23 protein-coding genes are annotated in these 16507 nt (G+C 41.7%); 20 read left to right on the forward strand and 3 right to left on the reverse strand.

Annotated elements, in window-relative coordinates:
• Positions 1–7: 7 nt before the first annotated feature.
• The 3 genes from B9G53_RS23745 to B9G53_RS23755 all read left to right on the forward strand — a co-directional run bounded on the left by B9G53_RS23745 (position 8) and on the right by B9G53_RS23755 (position 1913).
• A complete protein-coding gene (locus tag B9G53_RS23745) occupies positions 8–259 on the forward strand; it encodes a hypothetical protein (RefSeq protein ID WP_094535913.1) in 252 nt (83 codons plus the stop codon).
• A 22-nt stretch (positions 260–281) separates the two neighbouring features.
• Positions 282–1208, forward strand: a complete 927-nt coding sequence (locus tag B9G53_RS23750; RefSeq protein ID WP_094535914.1) for an Rpn family recombination-promoting nuclease/putative transposase — start codon at positions 282–284, stop codon at positions 1206–1208.
• A gap of 252 nt (positions 1209–1460) precedes the next feature.
• Positions 1461–1913 carry a DUF29 domain-containing protein gene (locus B9G53_RS23755; protein ID WP_094535915.1) on the forward strand — a complete coding sequence of 151 codons (453 nt, stop codon included), beginning with the start codon at positions 1461–1463 and terminating at the stop codon, positions 1911–1913.
• Here the strand turns inward: B9G53_RS23755 and B9G53_RS27680 are convergent.
• Entirely contained in the window at positions 1910–2047 is a 138-nt protein-coding gene (locus B9G53_RS27680; protein WP_176453339.1) for a hypothetical protein, read from the reverse strand. The genes B9G53_RS23755 and B9G53_RS27680 overlap by 4 nt on opposite strands.
• 10 nt (positions 2048–2057) lie before the next feature.
• On the opposite strand from B9G53_RS27680, the gene B9G53_RS23760 reads away from it, so the two are divergent.
• The 9 genes from B9G53_RS23760 to B9G53_RS23800 all read left to right on the forward strand — a co-directional run bounded on the left by B9G53_RS23760 (position 2058) and on the right by B9G53_RS23800 (position 7486).
• The gene (locus tag B9G53_RS23760) at positions 2058–2498 is read left to right on the forward strand and encodes a VOC family protein (RefSeq protein ID WP_217901661.1); all 441 of its coding nucleotides are present in this window, start codon (positions 2058–2060) and stop codon (positions 2496–2498) included.
• A gap of 62 nt (positions 2499–2560) precedes the next feature.
• Positions 2561–3049, forward strand: a complete 489-nt coding sequence (locus tag B9G53_RS23765; protein WP_094535932.1) for a DUF1772 domain-containing protein — start codon at positions 2561–2563, stop codon at positions 3047–3049.
• Positions 3042–4286 carry an RNA polymerase sigma factor gene (locus B9G53_RS23770; RefSeq protein WP_094535917.1) on the forward strand — a complete coding sequence of 415 codons (1245 nt, stop codon included), beginning with the start codon at positions 3042–3044 and terminating at the stop codon, positions 4284–4286. The genes B9G53_RS23765 and B9G53_RS23770 overlap by 8 nt, the downstream gene beginning before the upstream one ends.
• A 176-nt stretch (positions 4287–4462) precedes the next feature.
• On the forward strand, positions 4463–4840 hold the full coding sequence (locus B9G53_RS23775; protein WP_094535918.1) for a YciI family protein: 378 nt from the start codon (positions 4463–4465) through the stop codon (positions 4838–4840).
• A gap of 42 nt (positions 4841–4882) precedes the next feature.
• On the forward strand, positions 4883–5362 hold the full coding sequence (locus B9G53_RS23780; protein ID WP_094535919.1) for a DUF1579 domain-containing protein: 480 nt from the start codon (positions 4883–4885) through the stop codon (positions 5360–5362).
• 101 nt (positions 5363–5463) lie between these two features.
• Positions 5464–5823, forward strand: a complete 360-nt coding sequence (locus B9G53_RS23785) for a YciI family protein (RefSeq protein ID WP_094535920.1) — start codon at positions 5464–5466, stop codon at positions 5821–5823.
• Positions 5824–5991: 168 nt separating this feature from the next.
• Entirely contained in the window at positions 5992–6420 is a 429-nt protein-coding gene (locus B9G53_RS23790) for a YciI family protein (RefSeq protein ID WP_094535933.1), read from the forward strand.
• Between the two features lie 68 nt (positions 6421–6488).
• Positions 6489–6899: a VOC family protein gene (locus B9G53_RS23795; protein WP_094535921.1), complete on the forward strand. Its 411-nt coding sequence runs from the start codon at positions 6489–6491 to the stop codon at positions 6897–6899.
• A 116-nt stretch (positions 6900–7015) separates the two neighbouring features.
• Positions 7016–7486: a VOC family protein gene (locus B9G53_RS23800; RefSeq protein ID WP_094535922.1), complete on the forward strand. Its 471-nt coding sequence runs from the start codon at positions 7016–7018 to the stop codon at positions 7484–7486.
• Between the two features lie 89 nt (positions 7487–7575).
• Here the strand turns inward: B9G53_RS23800 and B9G53_RS23805 are convergent, their stop codons facing one another.
• On the reverse strand, positions 7576–8403 hold the full coding sequence (locus tag B9G53_RS23805; RefSeq protein WP_094535923.1) for a PolC-type DNA polymerase III: 828 nt from the start codon (positions 8401–8403) through the stop codon (positions 7576–7578).
• 191 nt (positions 8404–8594) lie between these two features.
• Between B9G53_RS23805 and B9G53_RS23810 the strand changes: the two genes are divergently transcribed.
• Both B9G53_RS23810 and B9G53_RS27685 read left to right on the forward strand, forming a co-directional pair.
• On the forward strand, positions 8595–9065 hold the full coding sequence (locus tag B9G53_RS23810) for a hypothetical protein (RefSeq protein WP_094535924.1): 471 nt from the start codon (positions 8595–8597) through the stop codon (positions 9063–9065).
• 218 nt (positions 9066–9283) lie between these two features.
• Entirely contained in the window at positions 9284–9448 is a 165-nt protein-coding gene (locus B9G53_RS27685) for a hypothetical protein (RefSeq protein ID WP_176453340.1), read from the forward strand.
• Positions 9449–9536: 88 nt separating this feature from the next.
• Here B9G53_RS27685 and B9G53_RS23815 read toward each other — a convergent pair whose 3' ends face one another.
• Positions 9537–12089 carry a DEAD/DEAH box helicase family protein gene (locus tag B9G53_RS23815; protein ID WP_094535925.1) on the reverse strand — a complete coding sequence of 851 codons (2553 nt, stop codon included), beginning with the start codon at positions 12087–12089 and terminating at the stop codon, positions 9537–9539.
• A gap of 26 nt (positions 12090–12115) precedes the next feature.
• On the opposite strand from B9G53_RS23815, the gene B9G53_RS23820 reads away from it, so the two are divergent.
• The 6 genes from B9G53_RS23820 to B9G53_RS23845 all read left to right on the forward strand — a co-directional run.
• A complete protein-coding gene (locus B9G53_RS23820; RefSeq protein WP_094535926.1) occupies positions 12116–12400 on the forward strand; it encodes a hypothetical protein in 285 nt (94 codons plus the stop codon).
• A 73-nt stretch (positions 12401–12473) separates the two neighbouring features.
• On the forward strand, positions 12474–14312 hold the full coding sequence (locus tag B9G53_RS28180) for a formylglycine-generating enzyme family protein (protein WP_217901662.1): 1839 nt from the start codon (positions 12474–12476) through the stop codon (positions 14310–14312).
• Between the two features lie 229 nt (positions 14313–14541).
• Entirely contained in the window at positions 14542–15120 is a 579-nt protein-coding gene (locus tag B9G53_RS23830) for a histidine phosphatase family protein (RefSeq protein WP_094535927.1), read from the forward strand.
• A gap of 112 nt (positions 15121–15232) precedes the next feature.
• A complete protein-coding gene (locus tag B9G53_RS23835; RefSeq protein ID WP_094535928.1) occupies positions 15233–15640 on the forward strand; it encodes a single-stranded DNA-binding protein in 408 nt (135 codons plus the stop codon).
• 90 nt (positions 15641–15730) lie between these two features.
• The gene (locus tag B9G53_RS23840) at positions 15731–16168 is read left to right on the forward strand and encodes a hypothetical protein (protein WP_094535929.1); all 438 of its coding nucleotides are present in this window, start codon (positions 15731–15733) and stop codon (positions 16166–16168) included.
• 209 nt (positions 16169–16377) lie between these two features.
• Positions 16378–16507, forward strand: a 130-nt coding sequence (locus B9G53_RS23845) for a XisH family protein (protein ID WP_217901663.1), incomplete at its 3' end; no start/stop codon positions are given.

The raw sequence follows: 16507 nt of genomic DNA on the forward strand, positions 1-16507 counted from the left end.
GTATAAGATGCCCGCAAGAACCTTGGTAGCCAATGGAGAATACAACGATCCGATTTCCTTCCTGATTCAATCTGTGAATGCGATCTGGCAACCCGTAGATTTGCACGAACATACACTTCTCGAATTCCGCGAACTATTTGTCAAACCAAACGAAACCCTCTACAAAAGAGCGATCGCCCAACGTGATGAATATACCATCAAGATTAGGGAAGCGATGAAACTATCAAGCGATCGCAAATCCCACAAAAAAAATTCTTAGAGCTACTGTAAACTAACTGTTCATGAAGACAGACACGATATTCTATCAACTATTCAACACCTTTCACACCCTGCTGTTTGAGCTAATCGAACGCCCGATTGCTGAAGCAGAAGGCTATGAATTTAGCTCAGTAGAAGTGAAAGAAAAAGCCTTTCGGTTTGATGGCATATTTAGCCCCAAATCCCAAGACAAACCGATATATTTACTTGAAGTGCAATTTCAGCAAAAAGAAGACTTTTACTGGGAGTACTTATCAGAAATATATCTATATCTAAACCAATATCGTCCTCAACAGGAATGGCAAGCGATCGCTATCTTTGCGAGGCGTAGCTACGAACCAGAGCCAAGAAGCCATGTGCAGGAAATGCTTGACTGTCAAAGGATACAGCGAGTTTACTTAGAAGACCTGCTAGAGCGAGAGACAGACTCTTTTGCGATCGGGATTATTCAGCTAATTTTATCCAGTGAAAGTCAAGCCGTAACTAAGGCAAGACAACTGGGTGAAAAGATTGAGCAGGAAAGGGATACCGAAATCCAAGAGCAAGTACTAGAATTAATAGAGACAGTATTGGTATATAAATTTCCCAAGTTAACTCGTCAGGAGATTGAAGCAATGTTTACATACAGCGATTTAAAGCAAACGCGAGTATATCAAGAGGCAAGAGAAGAAGGCGAACAGCGTGGTGAGCAGCGAGGCTTACAACTAGGTGAAAAGCTAGGTGAGCAAAGAGGATTAAAATTAGGTGAACAACGCGGACTGGTAAAGGGTCAAGCCACAATGCTGCTACGGATGCTTAATCGAAAGTTCGGTCAAATTACCCCAAGTTTGAGGGGCAAGGTCAACAAACTATCGGCAAAGCAGTTAGAAAATTTAGCCGAGGTCTTATTTGACCTAGAGACAATCGCTGACTTAAACAACTGGCTAAAAACCAAAGGCAAAATCAACTAAACGAGTTTTAAACCAATATCTGAGGAGTGACATAACAAGTTATGTCACTTTTTTATGGCTAGCGCCTGTCCGCAAACAGCGATCGCTTTTTTTATTGATTAAGATTTATCTGGAGATCGACTCGCTAAGGCTAAAATTTTGAAGTAGCCTCAAAGGTTTTGTCATGGCTTCGCGGTTTTACTCGGTACATTGTCGCTAGTTCCATGTTTGCATAGATAAGCGTGGAAAATGAGGATAATTTAAGGTAAAGGTATGGCAACGAGTTTGTATGAGTCAGATTTTTATCGCTGGACAGTAGAGCAGTCAGAAAAGTTACGATCATGTGAAGTTGATGGGCTGGACTCAAAAAACCTAGCTGAAGAGATTGAATCTCTAGGGAGACAAGAACGTAGAGAGCTAAGGACTCATTTTAATGTTTTGCTGGGTCATTTGCTAAAGTGGCATTTGCTTCCACAAGAGCGCAGTAAACTTTGGCAAGTGACAATTGACAGCGAACGTCGAGAAATTCTATGGATCTTGAGAGATAGCCCTAGTCTCAAAGATAAGCTCAGTGAAATCATCAAAGATAGTTATGAGGCGGCTTTGTATCTAGTGAGGCTTGAAACTTCTCTTGATGCTAAAGATTTACCAAAAGACTGCCATTACCCAGTTGAGCAAATTTTGGACTTAGGTTTTCCTATAGGTATTGATAAAGAGTTGGATTAAAATCCTATGAAATGGACTGCGATCGCAGGAAGTTGGCGATAATGTGATCGCTGCTTGCCATTGGAAACTTGCTTTGCTATAGCATCAGCTACACTATTGGTAAACCTAGCTAGAACTGATTTTATGTCATCCAATAGTTCAAGTATGCAAGCTAAGATCGTGAATGGAGTTTTGCGGCGAGTGCATCACATTGCTTTGAATGTGCGAGATATGCAGGCTTCTTGTGATTTTTATGGCAACATTTTGGGACTGCATCAACTCATGGGTGAAGAGGTTCCCAGTACTCTAGTTGATTTAGTGGCGGCGGGAAAAGTAGCAAATTTTAGAACTCCCGATGGCACAATTCTCGATTTGTTTTGGGAACCAGAACTTACGCCGCCCGATCTCGATCCGCAGCGACAATTTACCCGTGCTAATCATCTAGCCTTTGATATTGCTCCTGAATTGTTTGAGCAAGCAGTGGCGGTATTGCGATCGCATCAAGTTCAGATTGAGGGTGAGCCTGTTACTCGTCCCACTGGTAGAGGCATTTATTTTTATGATCCCGATGGATTTCTGATTGAAATACGCTGCGATCCTACTTGACACAAAACTTACGAATTCGTCCAAACACAAGCAACCTTGGGATGCCTCGAACTAGAACAATGATGCAATTCACTCAACAACATTATTTTGCATTGAAGCTTTTCTCCACACTGGGCTGTGGACTAATGGCTGGAGTCTTCTTCGCCTTCTCCACTTTTGTAATGAATGCTCTTGCCAGCCTTCAACCGAAGCAAGGCATTACCGCCATGCAATCCATCAATATTACGGTGATCAATCCCTTATTCATGGGAATATTTTTGGGAACAGCAGCGACCTGTATCTTGATAGCTGGATCGGCGCTGTTAAAGTGGTATCAACCCAAAGCTGTTTACCTACTCATTGGTAGTCTTTTCTATCTTATCGGTACATTTGGCATAACGATTCTATGCAATGTGCCGTTAAATGAAGCACTAGCGATCGCCGATCCAGATAGTGCGGAAGGTGAGAGTCTATGGGCTAACTATCTTACCAATTGGACAATCTGGAACCATGTGCGGACGATCTCCGCACTTTTAGCATCAGCAGCAATCACAATCGCACTTTATGAATGAGAACAATGCTAGTCAGATCCGCGATCGCGTAAATGAGGTTTATCGTCAAGAATCTCGGAGTATTTTTGCTACTCTGATTCGCTTAATTGGCGACTTTGACCTTGCCGAAGAAGCCATGCATGAAGCCTTCGCCGTAGCCGTCAAACAATGGCTGCGTGACGGCATACCTGCCAATCCTAAAGCTTGGCTTGTCTCAGTTGGACGCTTCAAAGCAATTGATACAATCCGCCGTCGTACTCGCTTCGATGCATCCTTAGCAGAACTATCTCAACATCTCGACACAAGCGCTACCACAGTCACAGAAGAGGAGGATGTCGAAGACGATCGCTTGCGCCTGATTTTCACCTGCTGCCATCCAGCCCTATCGCGAGAAGCACAGGTAGCCTTAACCCTACGAGAAGTCTGTGGACTCACCACCGAAGAAATTGCCAGTGCCTTTCTGATTGCTCCCCCCACTTTGGCACAGCGCATCGTCCGTGCCAAAGCCAAGATCCGTGACGCGCACATTCCCTATCAAGTACCAGCGATCGCTGAACTACCCGATCGCTTAGACACCGTACTGCAAACGATCTACTTAGTATTTAACGAAGGATACGCCGCTTCATCAGGGACAGTACTGACAAGAACCGATCTTTCAGAAGAAGCTATTCGCTTAGGGCGACTAGTAGTGGAGCTATTACCAGATGCGGAAGCGATCGGATTGCTAGCCCTAATGCTTATGCAAGAATCGCGGCGTAATGCCCGCACATCTGCCACAGGCGATCTCATCCTCCTAGAAGATCAAGACCGCTCGCTCTGGAACCAAGTATATATTGCGGAAGGTAGGACACTTGTGCGGCAAGCACTATCATCGCCACAGTTCGGTTCCTACACAATTCAGGCAGCGATCGCGGCAGTGCATTCTGAAGTCACAAGTGCTGAGGCAACGGACTGGGTACAGATTGTCGCCTTGTATGACTTACTCATGCGAGCAGAGCCATCACCAGTAGTTGATTTAAATAGAGCCGTGGCAGTAGCAATGCGCGATGGCTTTCTAGCGGGATTGCAACGGATCGAAGCCATCTTATCGAATGGTGATTTAGCTGATTACCACTTAGCTCATGCTGCAAAAGCCGATCTCTGTCGGCGCTTGGGCAGAGTAACCGAGGCAAGAGCATCCTATCAACGTGCCCTTGCACTCGTGAAACAAGAACCAGAGCGACGGTTTCTCGAAAAGCGGCTCCAAGAACTGAACTAATACCAAAACACACAATAGCTACGCCATTGTGTGTTTTAAAAACCCTTGCAAGATATCTAGAAGCGGCGCTTCTAGATATCTTGCAAAAAATATTTTGCAGCGTTGTCGATTTACAGCTTCACCGAACGACTACTAGATGAAGGCAACTAATTTTAGATAAAACTCTGGAGGCAACCATGAAATTTATATGCCTTGGATATATGGATGAGGCGCAATGGGAGCAGATGAACGAAAGCGATCGCACAGCGCTTATGGAGGAATGTTTCGCCTATGACGATGAGCTACGCCGAGGCGGACACTTTGTTGGTGGCGAAGCTCTCCAAAGCATCCGCAATGCTGCAACACTAAGGTATCAGAACGGTAAGGTTACGATTACCGATGGCCCCTACGCTGAAACGAAGGAACATCTGGGCGGTATCCTCTTTCTCGAAGCGAGAGATCTGAACCATGCAATCCAATTGATGTCCCAACATCCTGGGGTTCGCAACGGAGCCTTTGAGATTCGAGGAGCTGATGAGCAGATTAACGCAATGGTTGCCGCGCGAGATCTGTAAGAGAAGACTTGAAAACCCTTATTACCCATTTAGGAGAAAAACATGGACGCTGAACCTCAAAAAGAACATCAGTGGCTCGATAAATTTGTTGGTGAATGGATTTCGGAAGTCGAATGTATGATGGGAGATGACCAACCGCCATCGAAGAATCAAGGAACTGAAATCGTCCGATCACTTGGTGGACTTTGGGTCGTGTCTGAAGGCGAGTGTGAGATGCCTGACGGTAATCGTGGCAAGACTATCATGACGTTGGGCTATGACCCAAAAATCAATCGGTATGTGGGAACGTTTATCGGCTCAATGATGACGCATCTCTGGATTTACAATGGCTCTCTTGATGAGTCTGAAAAGATTCTCACACTCGATACAGAAGGACTAAACTTTAGCCAGAGTGCGATCGCCAAATATCAGGACATCATTGAGTTTGTTAGCGATGATCATCGGATCATGCGATCGCAGATTCTTGGTGATGATGGCAACTGGCAGCAGTTCATGACAGCGCATTATCGACGCAATCATTAGCTCGCAACAAATATTTTGTGATCAATCCTGAAATATATGTAACTCGTTTGTAGATTGAGCTATGATTAGTGTACGCTAATCATAGCTCAAGAGGATCAATCATGAAATATATGTTGCTCATTTACAGCGACGAAACTGCATGGACAGAAAATGAGAGAGAGCAATGCTTTAAGGAGTCAGTGCATCTCACCCAAGATCTGAATGCGAACGGTCAATACTTGGGCGCTTCACCACTACAATCTATTGCCAAGGCAACTAGTGTGAGGATGCGTGACGGCAAACGACTAGTAACCAATGGTCCATTTGCCGAAACGCGGGAACAACTTGGCGGCTACTTCTTGATCGATGCGACCAATCTCGAAGAAGCGATCGCGATCGCCGAACGCATTCCCACAGTTCATAAAGGCACGGTTGAAATTCGACCGCTTCTAGAGCTATCAGGTTTGCCCTCAGAAAAGTAGTCTCCATAAACAGAACGCGCCCAAAATTTCTCATCAGCTTTTAAAAAATTTTTCTAGAAAAATTTGCTCAGACTGTCGATCGCTTGCTATCCCATTCGACTAGATCGTGAAGCAAAGGTTGAGACTCTCTTAACTCCACATAGCAATAGTAAACAGGAGATTGTAAAGATGAAAGTCATGGTTATGGTCAAAGCGACTAAAGACTCAGAGGCTGGCGTGATGCCCAGCGAACAACTGCTTACCGACATGGGTCAATTCAATGAAGAATTGGTCAAAGCAGGGATTATGCTAGCTGGTGAGGGTCTACATCCTAGCTCAAAGGGAGTGAGGGTAAGATTCTCAGGAGCAAATCGCAGCGTCATTGATGGGCCATTTACAGAGACAAAGGAGCTAGTGGCTGGCTACTGGATCTGGCAAGTACAGTCGATGGAAGAGGCGATCGCATGGGTCAAACTCTGTCCCAATCCCATGCCATCAGAATCAGAGATTGAGATTCGTCCGCTGTTTGACGCGGCAGATTTTGGTGATGAATTTACACCTGAACTTCGGGAACAGGAAGAACGCATTCGCGCAGAGGCAGAAAAGCTCAGAGTTTAGGCATTCAGACTGTTGTAAGCGTCATACGCATAGATTTCGCAATCATTTATTAACCTAAGGAGTACATTATGCAATTGAATCCCTATCTAACTTTCAATGGTCAATGTGAAGCCGCCTTTAAATTTTATGAACAGTGTTTGGGTGGCAAAATCGTGATGATGATGACCCACGGCGAATCGCCCATGTCAGAACAAACTGCCGAAGAATGGCGCGATAAAATTCTCCATGCTCAATTAACCATTGGTGACATTGTCTTGATGGGTTCTGATGCTCCCCCTGATTACTTTGAAAAACCACAGGGTTTCTCCATCAATCTTCAATTTGAAGATGTAGCTGAAGCAGAGCGAGTATTTCAGGCTTTGGCAGAAGGTGGAACAGTACGGATGCCACTTCAGGAAACTTTCTGGGCTAAACGGTTTGGTATGTTTGTCGATCGCTTTGGAATTCCTTGGATGATTAATTGCTCGGAAGCAGCCTAGCGCAGTATTTCAACAGGTCTCAGACTTTCACTGCACTCAGTCAACATTGGCTAGCGTAGTCGAAGTCAACCTTAGCGGTAAATTCTGTTTAACAATCATTTCAAGAGTAAAGTCCTATGCAAAAAATTACCCCATTCTTATGGTTTGATGGTCAAGCCGAAGAAGCGATGAATTTTTATACTTCTATTTTTAAAAATTCTAAGATTGTGAGCGTGATGCATTATGGAGAAGCTGGCCCTGGAGCTAAGGGAACAGTTATGTCTGCAACATTTGAAATCCAAGGACAAGAATTTATAGTGTTAAACGGTGGACCACACTTCAAATTCTCACCAGCCATATCGTTTTTTGTGAACTGCGAAACGCAGGAGGAAGTAGATGAGTTGTGGGAGAAGCTATCCGAAGGCGGCAAGACAAACAGATGTGGTTGGCTAGATGACAAATTTGGAGTGTCATGGCAGATTATTCCTACGGCTTTAGGTGTGATGTTGCAGGATAAAGATGCCGAGAAATCCAAAAAAGTTATGGCAGCCATGCTGCAAATGGATAAACTTGACATCGAAACTTTGAGACGCGCATACTCCTCTTAGTCATTACAATCTGCTTATAAAACCCAAAAGAGAATGGCGGCGCAAAGCGCCGCCATTCTCTTTTGGGTTTTGATTTGTTTCAATCATGGCTATATCAAATCGCTGTAAAGAGGAAGCGAAAGCTGTTCAGCAAACTCTCTTGAATTTTCTATTCTCATCTTGTCAACTAAATTTTCTACTTCTTTACGCTGATATAGATTTATTTGTCTGTGACGTGAGAATCGAGACTTAATGGAAGAATCTATCAAAAGTGATTCTACTTTACTCACGGGAAGTTGAAAAATCACTCCTATATCTTTTGCAGAAAGCCATTGCTGTCCAAACATATCCAAAATCTCTTGATCATCGGCGGTTTGAATTTGGGTTAACAGTTTCTCTAAAAGTAACCAACAGGCGATCGCATCCGATTCGGCTCGATGAGATGCACCGACCTTAAAGCCAAAATATTTAACTAACTTGGGTAGCGATCGCGATTGTAAATTTGCCAGTAAAAGCCTCGATAATTCAACAGTACAAAGTTGAACAGGAGCTTTAAAATCAACACCTAATCTGCGGTATTCAGCTTGGAGAAAAGCATAGTCAAAACTAAAATTATGGGCAGTGAGAATGCCAGTTTGCAACATTGGCAAGTAATTTGGCAACACTTTATCAATACCTGCGGCAGAATCAACCATATCCTGAGAGATGCCTGTAAATCTGGCTATTTGCTCAGGAATGAGAATTTGAGGATTGATTAAATCGGTAGATATTTGCTGTATTCCATCCTTGAGAGTAGCTTGGAGTACAGAGATTTCGATAATGCGATCGCAATTTCCCACTACACCCGTTGTTTCGAGATCGACTACAGTAAAAACCTCAGTACTAATCCCACGATAGTATGCAAGAAGCTCAGTAGAGAGTTTTGTGGTAGTTTGCATCAATCCTAGAGGCTAAACGATTAAGCAAAAGTGATATTCAAGCTTAGCTTAAACTATGCTTCTATGCTCATACTAAAGTTTTGAAAGAAGACATAAAACTGTTGCAGTACAAGCAATTATTATTAGGTAGCAGAGTTTGTCAAAAGTCCTTAGCAGGAGTTTCGTGACGAGTAAAGGAGTAGAGACAAGTAATGGTGTGGAAATATAATGCATCAGATTTGCCTAGTGGTAGTGAATCACGGCAAAGCCACGTAGAATTCATTCGCGTGAATCTAGAACTACTGCTAGCAGTAGCATGGCACGGCTACGAAAGTGAAGGAAGAGGAGCGATTGTCATCGATGTCAGCAAATCGAAAGAATCACAAATTGGCATCAGTCCCTATCAGAAATGGCTGAACTCCGAAAGCTATGGCTCCTACCTGAGCCAAGCCACAGCAGATCGCATCGCCGCCGAATCAGGACAGCCAAATCCATTCCAAAAAGATGAGAAAAGACAAATCAGGGACTACAAACCCGAAAACCAAGTTGTAGTCTGCTTTATCCGCACCGATGGCGGCTTTAACTCCTATGTAATCGCCCATCCATTCCTGACGGCCAAACAAGCCTATGAAGCTAATAAAACTAGACTTCAAGCTGAATTTGCAGTAGATCGACCAGACTAACACCAACCCCAATATTCAACCCCAAAAGCCTCCCGATGTCAGCAATTCTCATTATGACTTTTGATTTGCCTAAGCCGTCAATTTTTGAACGAAAGCATAGGGTTTTCAAGGATAGCTATTGCGTTCTCAATAAGTGTCGCCAGATCAAGACAAAGTTTTCATAATGAGAATTGCTGTCCCGATGTAAATCAGGAGGCTAATTTGTTATGGAGTCAAATATGACCCAAAAAAGATACAAAAGCGTATTGTGTGGACTATTGCTACTAGCGATCGCCATCCATCTAGAACAGCATCACGTCGAAGAAAAGCATCCCAGAATCTATCTGCAAACCCGTCGTCAAAGGAAGTATTGGCAGAAAAAAGCAAGGCATGAGAGTGCGTAGAAACAATTAGCTGTTAGTGTTTAGCTTAAACATCACTCTAAAGCCTTGAATTTAGACTCAATTAGGACTATACCAAAAACTCCAATAACTAGATTGAAATTTCAAGGGATTGAAGAAGTTTTACTTTTGTCTTTGAAGCAACATCTTCAAGTTTCCATTGCGATTCTTTACAGAATTCTTTTACTCTAGTGACACGTTGAGTTGGTGTAGATGATCGCAGGTCTTCAATTCCTGCAATAAGTTGATTTTTGATAGATGCCAAGATAGCTAAATCGCATAAATACATTTCAGATGATGGATTACCCGCCTTGTGTCTTTTTCCGTGATTTCCAACATAAATTAAGCCTAGGCATAGACAGTTGGGATGATTTTGCCGAATCCACTCTAGATGATCATGTCCTTGTTCAATATCTTTTTTGTAATAGATCGGATCTAATTTTTTATCCGTCTTTAACTCAAATGCAAGACATTTTTGAGATGTTTCGTCAATCCAAAAAACATCAGGACCAGTATCATCACTATTGTCTGGACGACTAGAACCGAAACCCAAATATTCACCTAAAGCACGTACAGATTCTTCCTGTTGTCGAACGGACGCATTGACATTATCAAGACCTGCCACAGAAGTGCGAAGACGTTGCAATGTCTTTTGATATTTTTCAGGTAAGCTACGACTTACAATTAGATCAATTTGACGTTCAAAATCTGTCATCTCGTATGCTTCTATTTCTGCTTTTGATGAATTACCTTTAACTAATTTAGAAACAATAATTTGATTGCCAAGTTTTTGTCGGGCATGGGAGTATTCTTCCTGAGCAGCTTCATAGTCTTCTTCCCCTTCTAAGCACATACCTAACCAAAGATCATGCCAACCTGACAATTTTGTGTCTGCTCGCGCAGTTTCTTGAATTACTGTTTCAATTGCTTGACGAGCAGTTACATAATCTCTTTCCCACACGGAACTCATGAATTTAACTTCAGCTAGAGCAGCTTGAGTCATCCGCTCTTCAATTTCTTTGGTTCGTTCAGTAGCCTCTGTATCCAAATCCATCTCATCAATACTTTCACCGTAGAAGTCAATCCAAGATGAATTTCTACTTAGAACTGCATCAATGACTTCTATGAATTGAGATGTATTTGACAACTTTTGTTGCTTATGAAGATAAGCTCCTAAACGAATTTGCTTTCTCAATAACTCTGGCAATAATGCAAGTTTGCGATCAGTTCCTAGCCAATTACTTATTGCTTTCCCATTAATGATGAAAGCTCCATAGTCATTTCGTCCGCGATTGATTCGACCAAAAAGTTGAATAATTTGATTGCTAATTTTTGCAGCACGAAAATTTTTCATGTCCAGAACATCCCATTGGAATTGTTCTAGTAGGGATGCACCTTTGGGCAATTCATCTAAAATCATGATTCTACAAGTTTCATGAGGTAGATCAATCCCATCTACTCTTGATACAAGAATAAACACTCCAGAAGGAGCATCACGAAACTGTTGCAGCTTATCACTAAATTCTCGTAAAGTCGGTGGAGTGCCTACAGATTGCCAAATTTTAGCTTGGTATGAAGACGGGACAGCAATAAGAACCTTATGTTTAGTAGATAAATCTTTAACAAAATCTATATCAACTTTCTTGCTCTCTAGCTCCTCAGCAAACAGAACTAAACGTTCTCCGTTGCCAGCGTCATTTTTAGGTTCGATACAATGACTGGGAATTCGACCAAAAGCTCTGGCAATATCAGACTTATAATTGAGACTTGCAGAAAGATAAATCCTTCGGATATTTCGAGAAAATATTGGTAGACTGAAGAGTGGTAAAAATGGTGGTGCAATTTCCACTGCGCCATAATCGAAGACAATAGCACAATGAACTAGGTTGTCTTTTAAATGGTTAAAAGCATACTTGAGATCTTCATCCTTTCTGATATCTGAATCACTCAATAAAGTAGCAAGTCTTTCTGCTCTCTCCCTTACTGCACTTGGGCTTGCCATAATTGAAGACTGATAAGGACTGTCAATAATATCTTCAAAAGAAGCAAGTTTTCCAACTTCTTTAAAATGAGGTTTGAATAAATCTTTGATCTCTTGGAACAAATCTAAGTGACTTGCTGTTGTAATTTTTAGAGTGAAGGATTCTCGGATCATTCGTTCAGCAACATGGGCATCATCAAAAATTACGGCTCCTGGGAAGTGATCACGTTGCAAAATGCTTAAACCGTTAAACAAACTTTTGTAGTTTGTGATGCAAAATCCTTTTCCTTTTTCAAAAAGTGAATTGCTAAAGGTTCCACCAGTTCGTAATGTACAGTCAATAGTGCCTCTAAATTTTTCAGCTTCTCGATAAGTTTGAAGAACGAGATCGTTTGTACCACAAAGATAGGTAACATTTTCGACACCTTCATTTACTAGGCTTTGCGCTAACAGTAATCCAACTAGTGTTTTACCAGCTCCTGTGTTGAGAGCTATAAATATATCAGACTGAGTTCGATTTTTATGCCATTCGCTCAACGCTTCAGTCTGCCCACGCCACAAATCATTTGGTGTATTGGGTAAGCTTGGTCTTCGCTCAAAGATTGCAATTGGATCTAGTGGCTTAACGTTACGTGTAGGGCGATTAAGTTGGGAAAAATCCATGTCCAAAACTCAAGGTTTGCTTAATTATGATACATAATAGCCCAAAATATGATGTCAAGAACTTGGCGAAGAAGAATAAAAATCATTTTTTAGATTCTAAAATTTTACTGAATTGCAGCAACGAAGAAAAACTCAAAATCGCCGCCAAAATCCAACTGGCGGAAAAAATCCATTCCAATCCAAAGCTGCAAGCGATCGCCGAACTCGCAGGAAAGAAAATAGCGATCGCCGCCAAGATGCAACGCACCAAAGTCAAGGAAGGGCAGACAGAAATAGTCGAAGTAACCACAAGCACAGTTAAGAGCTATTAATGCCCAGACAGTTACTTCTAAAGCTAGAATGATTTTATAAATTAGTTATGAACTTGGATAATAAAACTGAGTAATGAATCATAATGTCATTGATGGCAAGCGCCAGATCAAAATTTATCAACGTAATTATTCTCTACCTGTGTTAGGTGGTGGCAAACTTGCTAGACTGCAAATGGAGATCCGAACGGGGAGTCAAAACTTACAACGAGGATATGTTGAGCGTGAGACAACTACTGAGGAAAAGAGATTTTTCTCAAAAAAAGTCATCAAAAAAGTTATAAAGCAGGAGCTTAATTTTGAACAGCGTTTTGTAGAATTGGACAAGCTTGTTAAAAACTATGATGCTGTAATTGAAACAATTCAAGCTCATCAAGGTGAGTATCAGAATTTTTTCGAGAATCTAGCAGACGAAATCCGAGAAATCGTTACACGCAAATGTCAAGACATTGCTAACGTAGAACAAGAGCGTTTGGAAGTGGAACGGATTGCTCGTCTGGAAAATGATAGCGACCTTTTACAAATAGTAACATCTCAAAAATCACAAATTTTAGAAACAGCAAGGGCAATCGGTTATGCTGCAATCTTGATGTTGAAAAAATTAGATTTGATGAGTGCAAGTTTAGAAAAAATTGCTAACGATCAACAGACTCAGCGCGAAGTATTGGAAAGAATGGTTAAGAAACTTAGTGTTCAAAAAAGAGCTTACGAAGTACAACTTAAAATTAATCGACTGCAATCTGAGACTGCTGAATTAACTAAAATCGCACTAAATTTTGAGAGTTATATGGAAAGTTTTCTTGGATCTTTCCAAACTTTATTGGGTAATGTGGCAAAAGTTGATAAAGATTTGTCAGGTGCGGTACAAGAAATTAAACAAATTGCAGAATTAGCTATGAGTCAGCAAACAAATTATATTGCGATGAATGATAGTTCTTCACAAAAGATTCTTGATTTTCTAGTCGCTAGTGACATGAAAAAAGATAGATTGTTAGATGCTCTTGAAAGTTCTCGTAATGCCAATAGTGAAATTGAGTTTGATTACAGACTGACAAATGATAACCACAATACTTCTTTGGGTATTTGTTTAGAAAATATTCAAACTTATGTTCAGTTTCAACTTAAACCTTTATTCATAGCAAAAGAGGAACGAGAACAAAGTAGGGGACAAAAAATAGCATTAAATTCAGACACGACCAAAACTTCATTGGAATATAACCATATATTAATAGCTCAATTGCAGCTTGAATTTATTGATATTCCTGCGGGAAGTTTCATGATGGGTAGTAATGATTATTCTTCCGAAAAGACAATACATAGAGTTACTATGCAAGCTTTTAAGATGAGTAAATATCCGATTACACAACAACAATATCTGGCAGTGATAGGTAATAATCCGTCACAATTTAAAAAAGATAGTATGAATTGTCCTGTTGAAAGTGTGTCATGGCATGATGCAGTAGATTTTTGTAAGAATCTCTCGCAAATACTCGGAAAAACAGTGAGACTACCTAGTGAAGCCCAGTGGGAGTATGCTTGTCAGGCAGGTAATAATGGCAAAGTGCTACCACCACGATACTGTTTTGGAAATGATGCTAGTCAGTTAAGGAACTATGCATGGTATGACAAAAACTCAGGAGGTAGAACTCATCCAGTTGGCGAGAAGCTACCAAATCAATGGGGATTATATGATATGCATGGTAATGTCTGGGAGTGGTGCGAAGATACTTGGCATAGCAATTATAACGATGCGCCTCTTGATGGAACTGCTTGGATAGAAGAAGGAGAAAAGAATGAACATGTTCTGCGTGGAGGTTCTTGGTCTTACAATCATATCAATTGTCGTTTGACAAATCGCTTCAAGATTTGCCCAAACAATCGGGACAATAATATTGGGTTTCGGGTTGTGATTTAAGCTAGAGCAACGCCGCCGCAAATTAGCGTACCACATTAGGCAAGCTGCTAAACGGATTTATGGAGCACCCAACTTGCCCTACAGTACTCGTCAGCTTGAGGCGATCGCCAAATCATTAGAATTGAAAATACTCTAATGGCTAAAATTGGTATTACCTAGAAGAACAAGGCGTGGAGGCAAGTTATGAATTGCCTCTACAGTAAAATATCAAAACTATCTATCAAGAAATATGCTCCAGAGTATTGTGGCGATCGCTAGTGTGATGATGATGTCCGCAGCAACTAGTTTTCAATCTGTTGCCCAATCCCCTGCCAATGATGAATGGACTGCTCTCAAAGGCTCAGGCAAAGTCTTACTAATGCGTCATGCACTTGCCCCCGGCACAGGAGATCCTAGTGGATTTAAACTGGGAGACTGTAGCACACAGCGCAATTTGTCAGAAACAGGACGAGAGCAAGCCCGCCAAGCAGGGAGTGAGCTTCGGAGGCGGCAGATTCCAGTTAAACAGGTTTTATCTAGCCAATGGTGTCGATGCTTAGAAACAGCCAAGCTTTTGAACTTAGGAGAGGTGAAGCCACTGCCTGCCCTCAATTCCTTTTTTAGCGATCGCAGTACAGAGGATATCCAAACCACTCAAACCCGCCGACTCATCACAGAACATCGCCAACAGGATGGTGTCGTGATTATGGTGACGCATCAGGTAAATATTACAGCTTTAACAGGCATAGTGCCGCGATCTGGGACGGCTGTGGTAGTACAAGCTAACGCTACAGGCGAGGTAATCGTAATTGGTGAACTAGATCCGTAAATAGTAATACTTGTCAGTCAATCAGCGCCTTACCTATTGAGTCTCAAGATTTTTGAAGATACGCTATCGCGTAGAAGTCCATGACCTGATTCCTAAATAGAAGGAAAAACTCATGTGTAATTCTACTAATCTCGTAGTCCTCTCTGGTTATGTCGGTAACGTATCTGAATTGCGTCAAACCAAAACCAGTGGCAAAGACGTACTAGACTTCAGCCTCGCCGTGCAGCCCAAACCTCGCCGAGACAAAGAGGGTAATTGGATCAACCAAGAACCCATCTGGGTTAAAGTAGTCTGCTGGAATGGAACTGCGGAATATGCCGAAGAACGTGCAGAATCTGGACGCTTCGTCGAAGTTACGGGAGTTCTGACTCAGCCTGAAGAGTATAAGTCCAAGAAAGACAAGAAGCATCATGCGCGGACTGTGATTCATGCCCAATCTCTAAACTTCATTGATGTTGTGAAGAAGTCTGCCGAAGACGAAGAGTATCAAGAATCAACCCCTTTCTATGATGACTTCTAGTTGAACAAACAGAGAGCAATATTGCTCTCTGCTTTTTTAAGTCGCTATCGCTCAAGGCTCTTGCCCAGCTAAGAAAAATAGAAATTAACTATGATTTACACTCACAAAGGCTATCAAGGTTTGCTATCTACTCGAACCACCAATCAAGGTACAGAATGGGTAGCTCAAGCTAAGAAATATTCAGTCAGCATCGAGCAGAAAGTATTCGCCCAATGGTGTGGCACAGACTTAATCACTAGTTTTGACAGGGAACAGACCAAACAACTCTTTGTTGAGATGGTAGAATTGTTCCTGCAAGAACATGAGGATATATTCCCACTGTATCCCAGACCAGAACTACCAGATGCGACTATTGAAGCAATTCTGGATGAGCGAGTATACCTGACAGTCAACAATAATGGTCGTCATCACACCGCCAAGTTTCGAGCGTTTACAGAAGAACGTCTGCGAGTATTCCCAGCACGTATCCCGATTCCAGTTGGCATTAAATCTAGTGTGAAATCAAGACACAGGCAATTGGTTGCCTGATTGAAAACAGCAATTTGAGATAATTTGACTAGTAATCTTTACAAAAAACAAACCTTTCACAGTGAAAGGTTTGTTTTTTTGTCACATCTGTTGATTCCGTCAGAATATAACCTGTCATTTTTGAAGACGATATAGATTGCTATACTTTGTTAAGACTAAGAATAACCAACATAGATAACTGCAAGCATAAAGCCCAAATTCTTAAACCTATGTCAGCGAGAGATCTTTTCCATGAAGCCGTTAAGCAAGCATTGCAAAAAGAACAATGGGTAATAACAGATGACCCTTTGAAATTCAAATTTGGGGATGTAAACTTTCAAGTAGATTTAGGAGCAGAGA

The sequence above is a fragment of the Pseudanabaena sp. SR411 genome (assembly GCF_002251945.1).
In the GTDB taxonomy this organism is placed as follows: domain Bacteria; phylum Cyanobacteriota; class Cyanobacteriia; order Pseudanabaenales; family Pseudanabaenaceae; genus Pseudanabaena.

Bases quoted from the DNA above. Each gene is read 5' to 3' on its own strand.
- B9G53_RS23805 (WP_094535923.1), bottom strand. From the start codon at position 8,403: ATGCAAACTACCACAAAACTCTCTACTGAGCTTCTTGCATACTATCGT.
- B9G53_RS23810 (WP_094535924.1), top strand. From the start codon at position 8,595: ATGGTGTGGAAATATAATGCATCAGATTTGCCTAGTGGTAGTGAATCA.
- B9G53_RS23820 (WP_094535926.1), top strand. From the start codon at position 12,116: ATGATACATAATAGCCCAAAATATGATGTCAAGAACTTGGCGAAGAAG.
- B9G53_RS23755 (WP_094535915.1), top strand. From the start codon at position 1,461: ATGGCAACGAGTTTGTATGAGTCAGATTTTTATCGCTGGACAGTAGAG.
- B9G53_RS23790 (WP_094535933.1), top strand. From the start codon at position 5,992: ATGAAAGTCATGGTTATGGTCAAAGCGACTAAAGACTCAGAGGCTGGC.
- B9G53_RS23795 (WP_094535921.1), top strand. From the start codon at position 6,489: ATGCAATTGAATCCCTATCTAACTTTCAATGGTCAATGTGAAGCCGCC.
- B9G53_RS23750 (WP_094535914.1), top strand. From the start codon at position 282: ATGAAGACAGACACGATATTCTATCAACTATTCAACACCTTTCACACC.
- B9G53_RS27685 (WP_176453340.1), top strand. From the start codon at position 9,284: ATGACCCAAAAAAGATACAAAAGCGTATTGTGTGGACTATTGCTACTA.
- B9G53_RS23785 (WP_094535920.1), top strand. From the start codon at position 5,464: ATGAAATATATGTTGCTCATTTACAGCGACGAAACTGCATGGACAGAA.
- B9G53_RS23745 (WP_094535913.1), top strand. From the start codon at position 8: ATGCCCGCAAGAACCTTGGTAGCCAATGGAGAATACAACGATCCGATT.
- B9G53_RS23780 (WP_094535919.1), top strand. From the start codon at position 4,883: ATGGACGCTGAACCTCAAAAAGAACATCAGTGGCTCGATAAATTTGTT.
- B9G53_RS23800 (WP_094535922.1), top strand. From the start codon at position 7,016: ATGCAAAAAATTACCCCATTCTTATGGTTTGATGGTCAAGCCGAAGAA.
- B9G53_RS23815 (WP_094535925.1), bottom strand. From the start codon at position 12,089: ATGGATTTTTCCCAACTTAATCGCCCTACACGTAACGTTAAGCCACTA.
- B9G53_RS23835 (WP_094535928.1), top strand. From the start codon at position 15,233: ATGTGTAATTCTACTAATCTCGTAGTCCTCTCTGGTTATGTCGGTAAC.
- B9G53_RS23775 (WP_094535918.1), top strand. From the start codon at position 4,463: ATGAAATTTATATGCCTTGGATATATGGATGAGGCGCAATGGGAGCAG.
- B9G53_RS23765 (WP_094535932.1), top strand. From the start codon at position 2,561: ATGCAATTCACTCAACAACATTATTTTGCATTGAAGCTTTTCTCCACA.
- B9G53_RS23840 (WP_094535929.1), top strand. From the start codon at position 15,731: ATGATTTACACTCACAAAGGCTATCAAGGTTTGCTATCTACTCGAACC.
- B9G53_RS23760 (WP_217901661.1), top strand. From the start codon at position 2,058: ATGCAAGCTAAGATCGTGAATGGAGTTTTGCGGCGAGTGCATCACATT.
- B9G53_RS23830 (WP_094535927.1), top strand. From the start codon at position 14,542: ATGCTCCAGAGTATTGTGGCGATCGCTAGTGTGATGATGATGTCCGCA.
- B9G53_RS28180 (WP_217901662.1), top strand. From the start codon at position 12,474: ATGAATCATAATGTCATTGATGGCAAGCGCCAGATCAAAATTTATCAA.
- B9G53_RS23770 (WP_094535917.1), top strand. From the start codon at position 3,042: ATGAATGAGAACAATGCTAGTCAGATCCGCGATCGCGTAAATGAGGTT.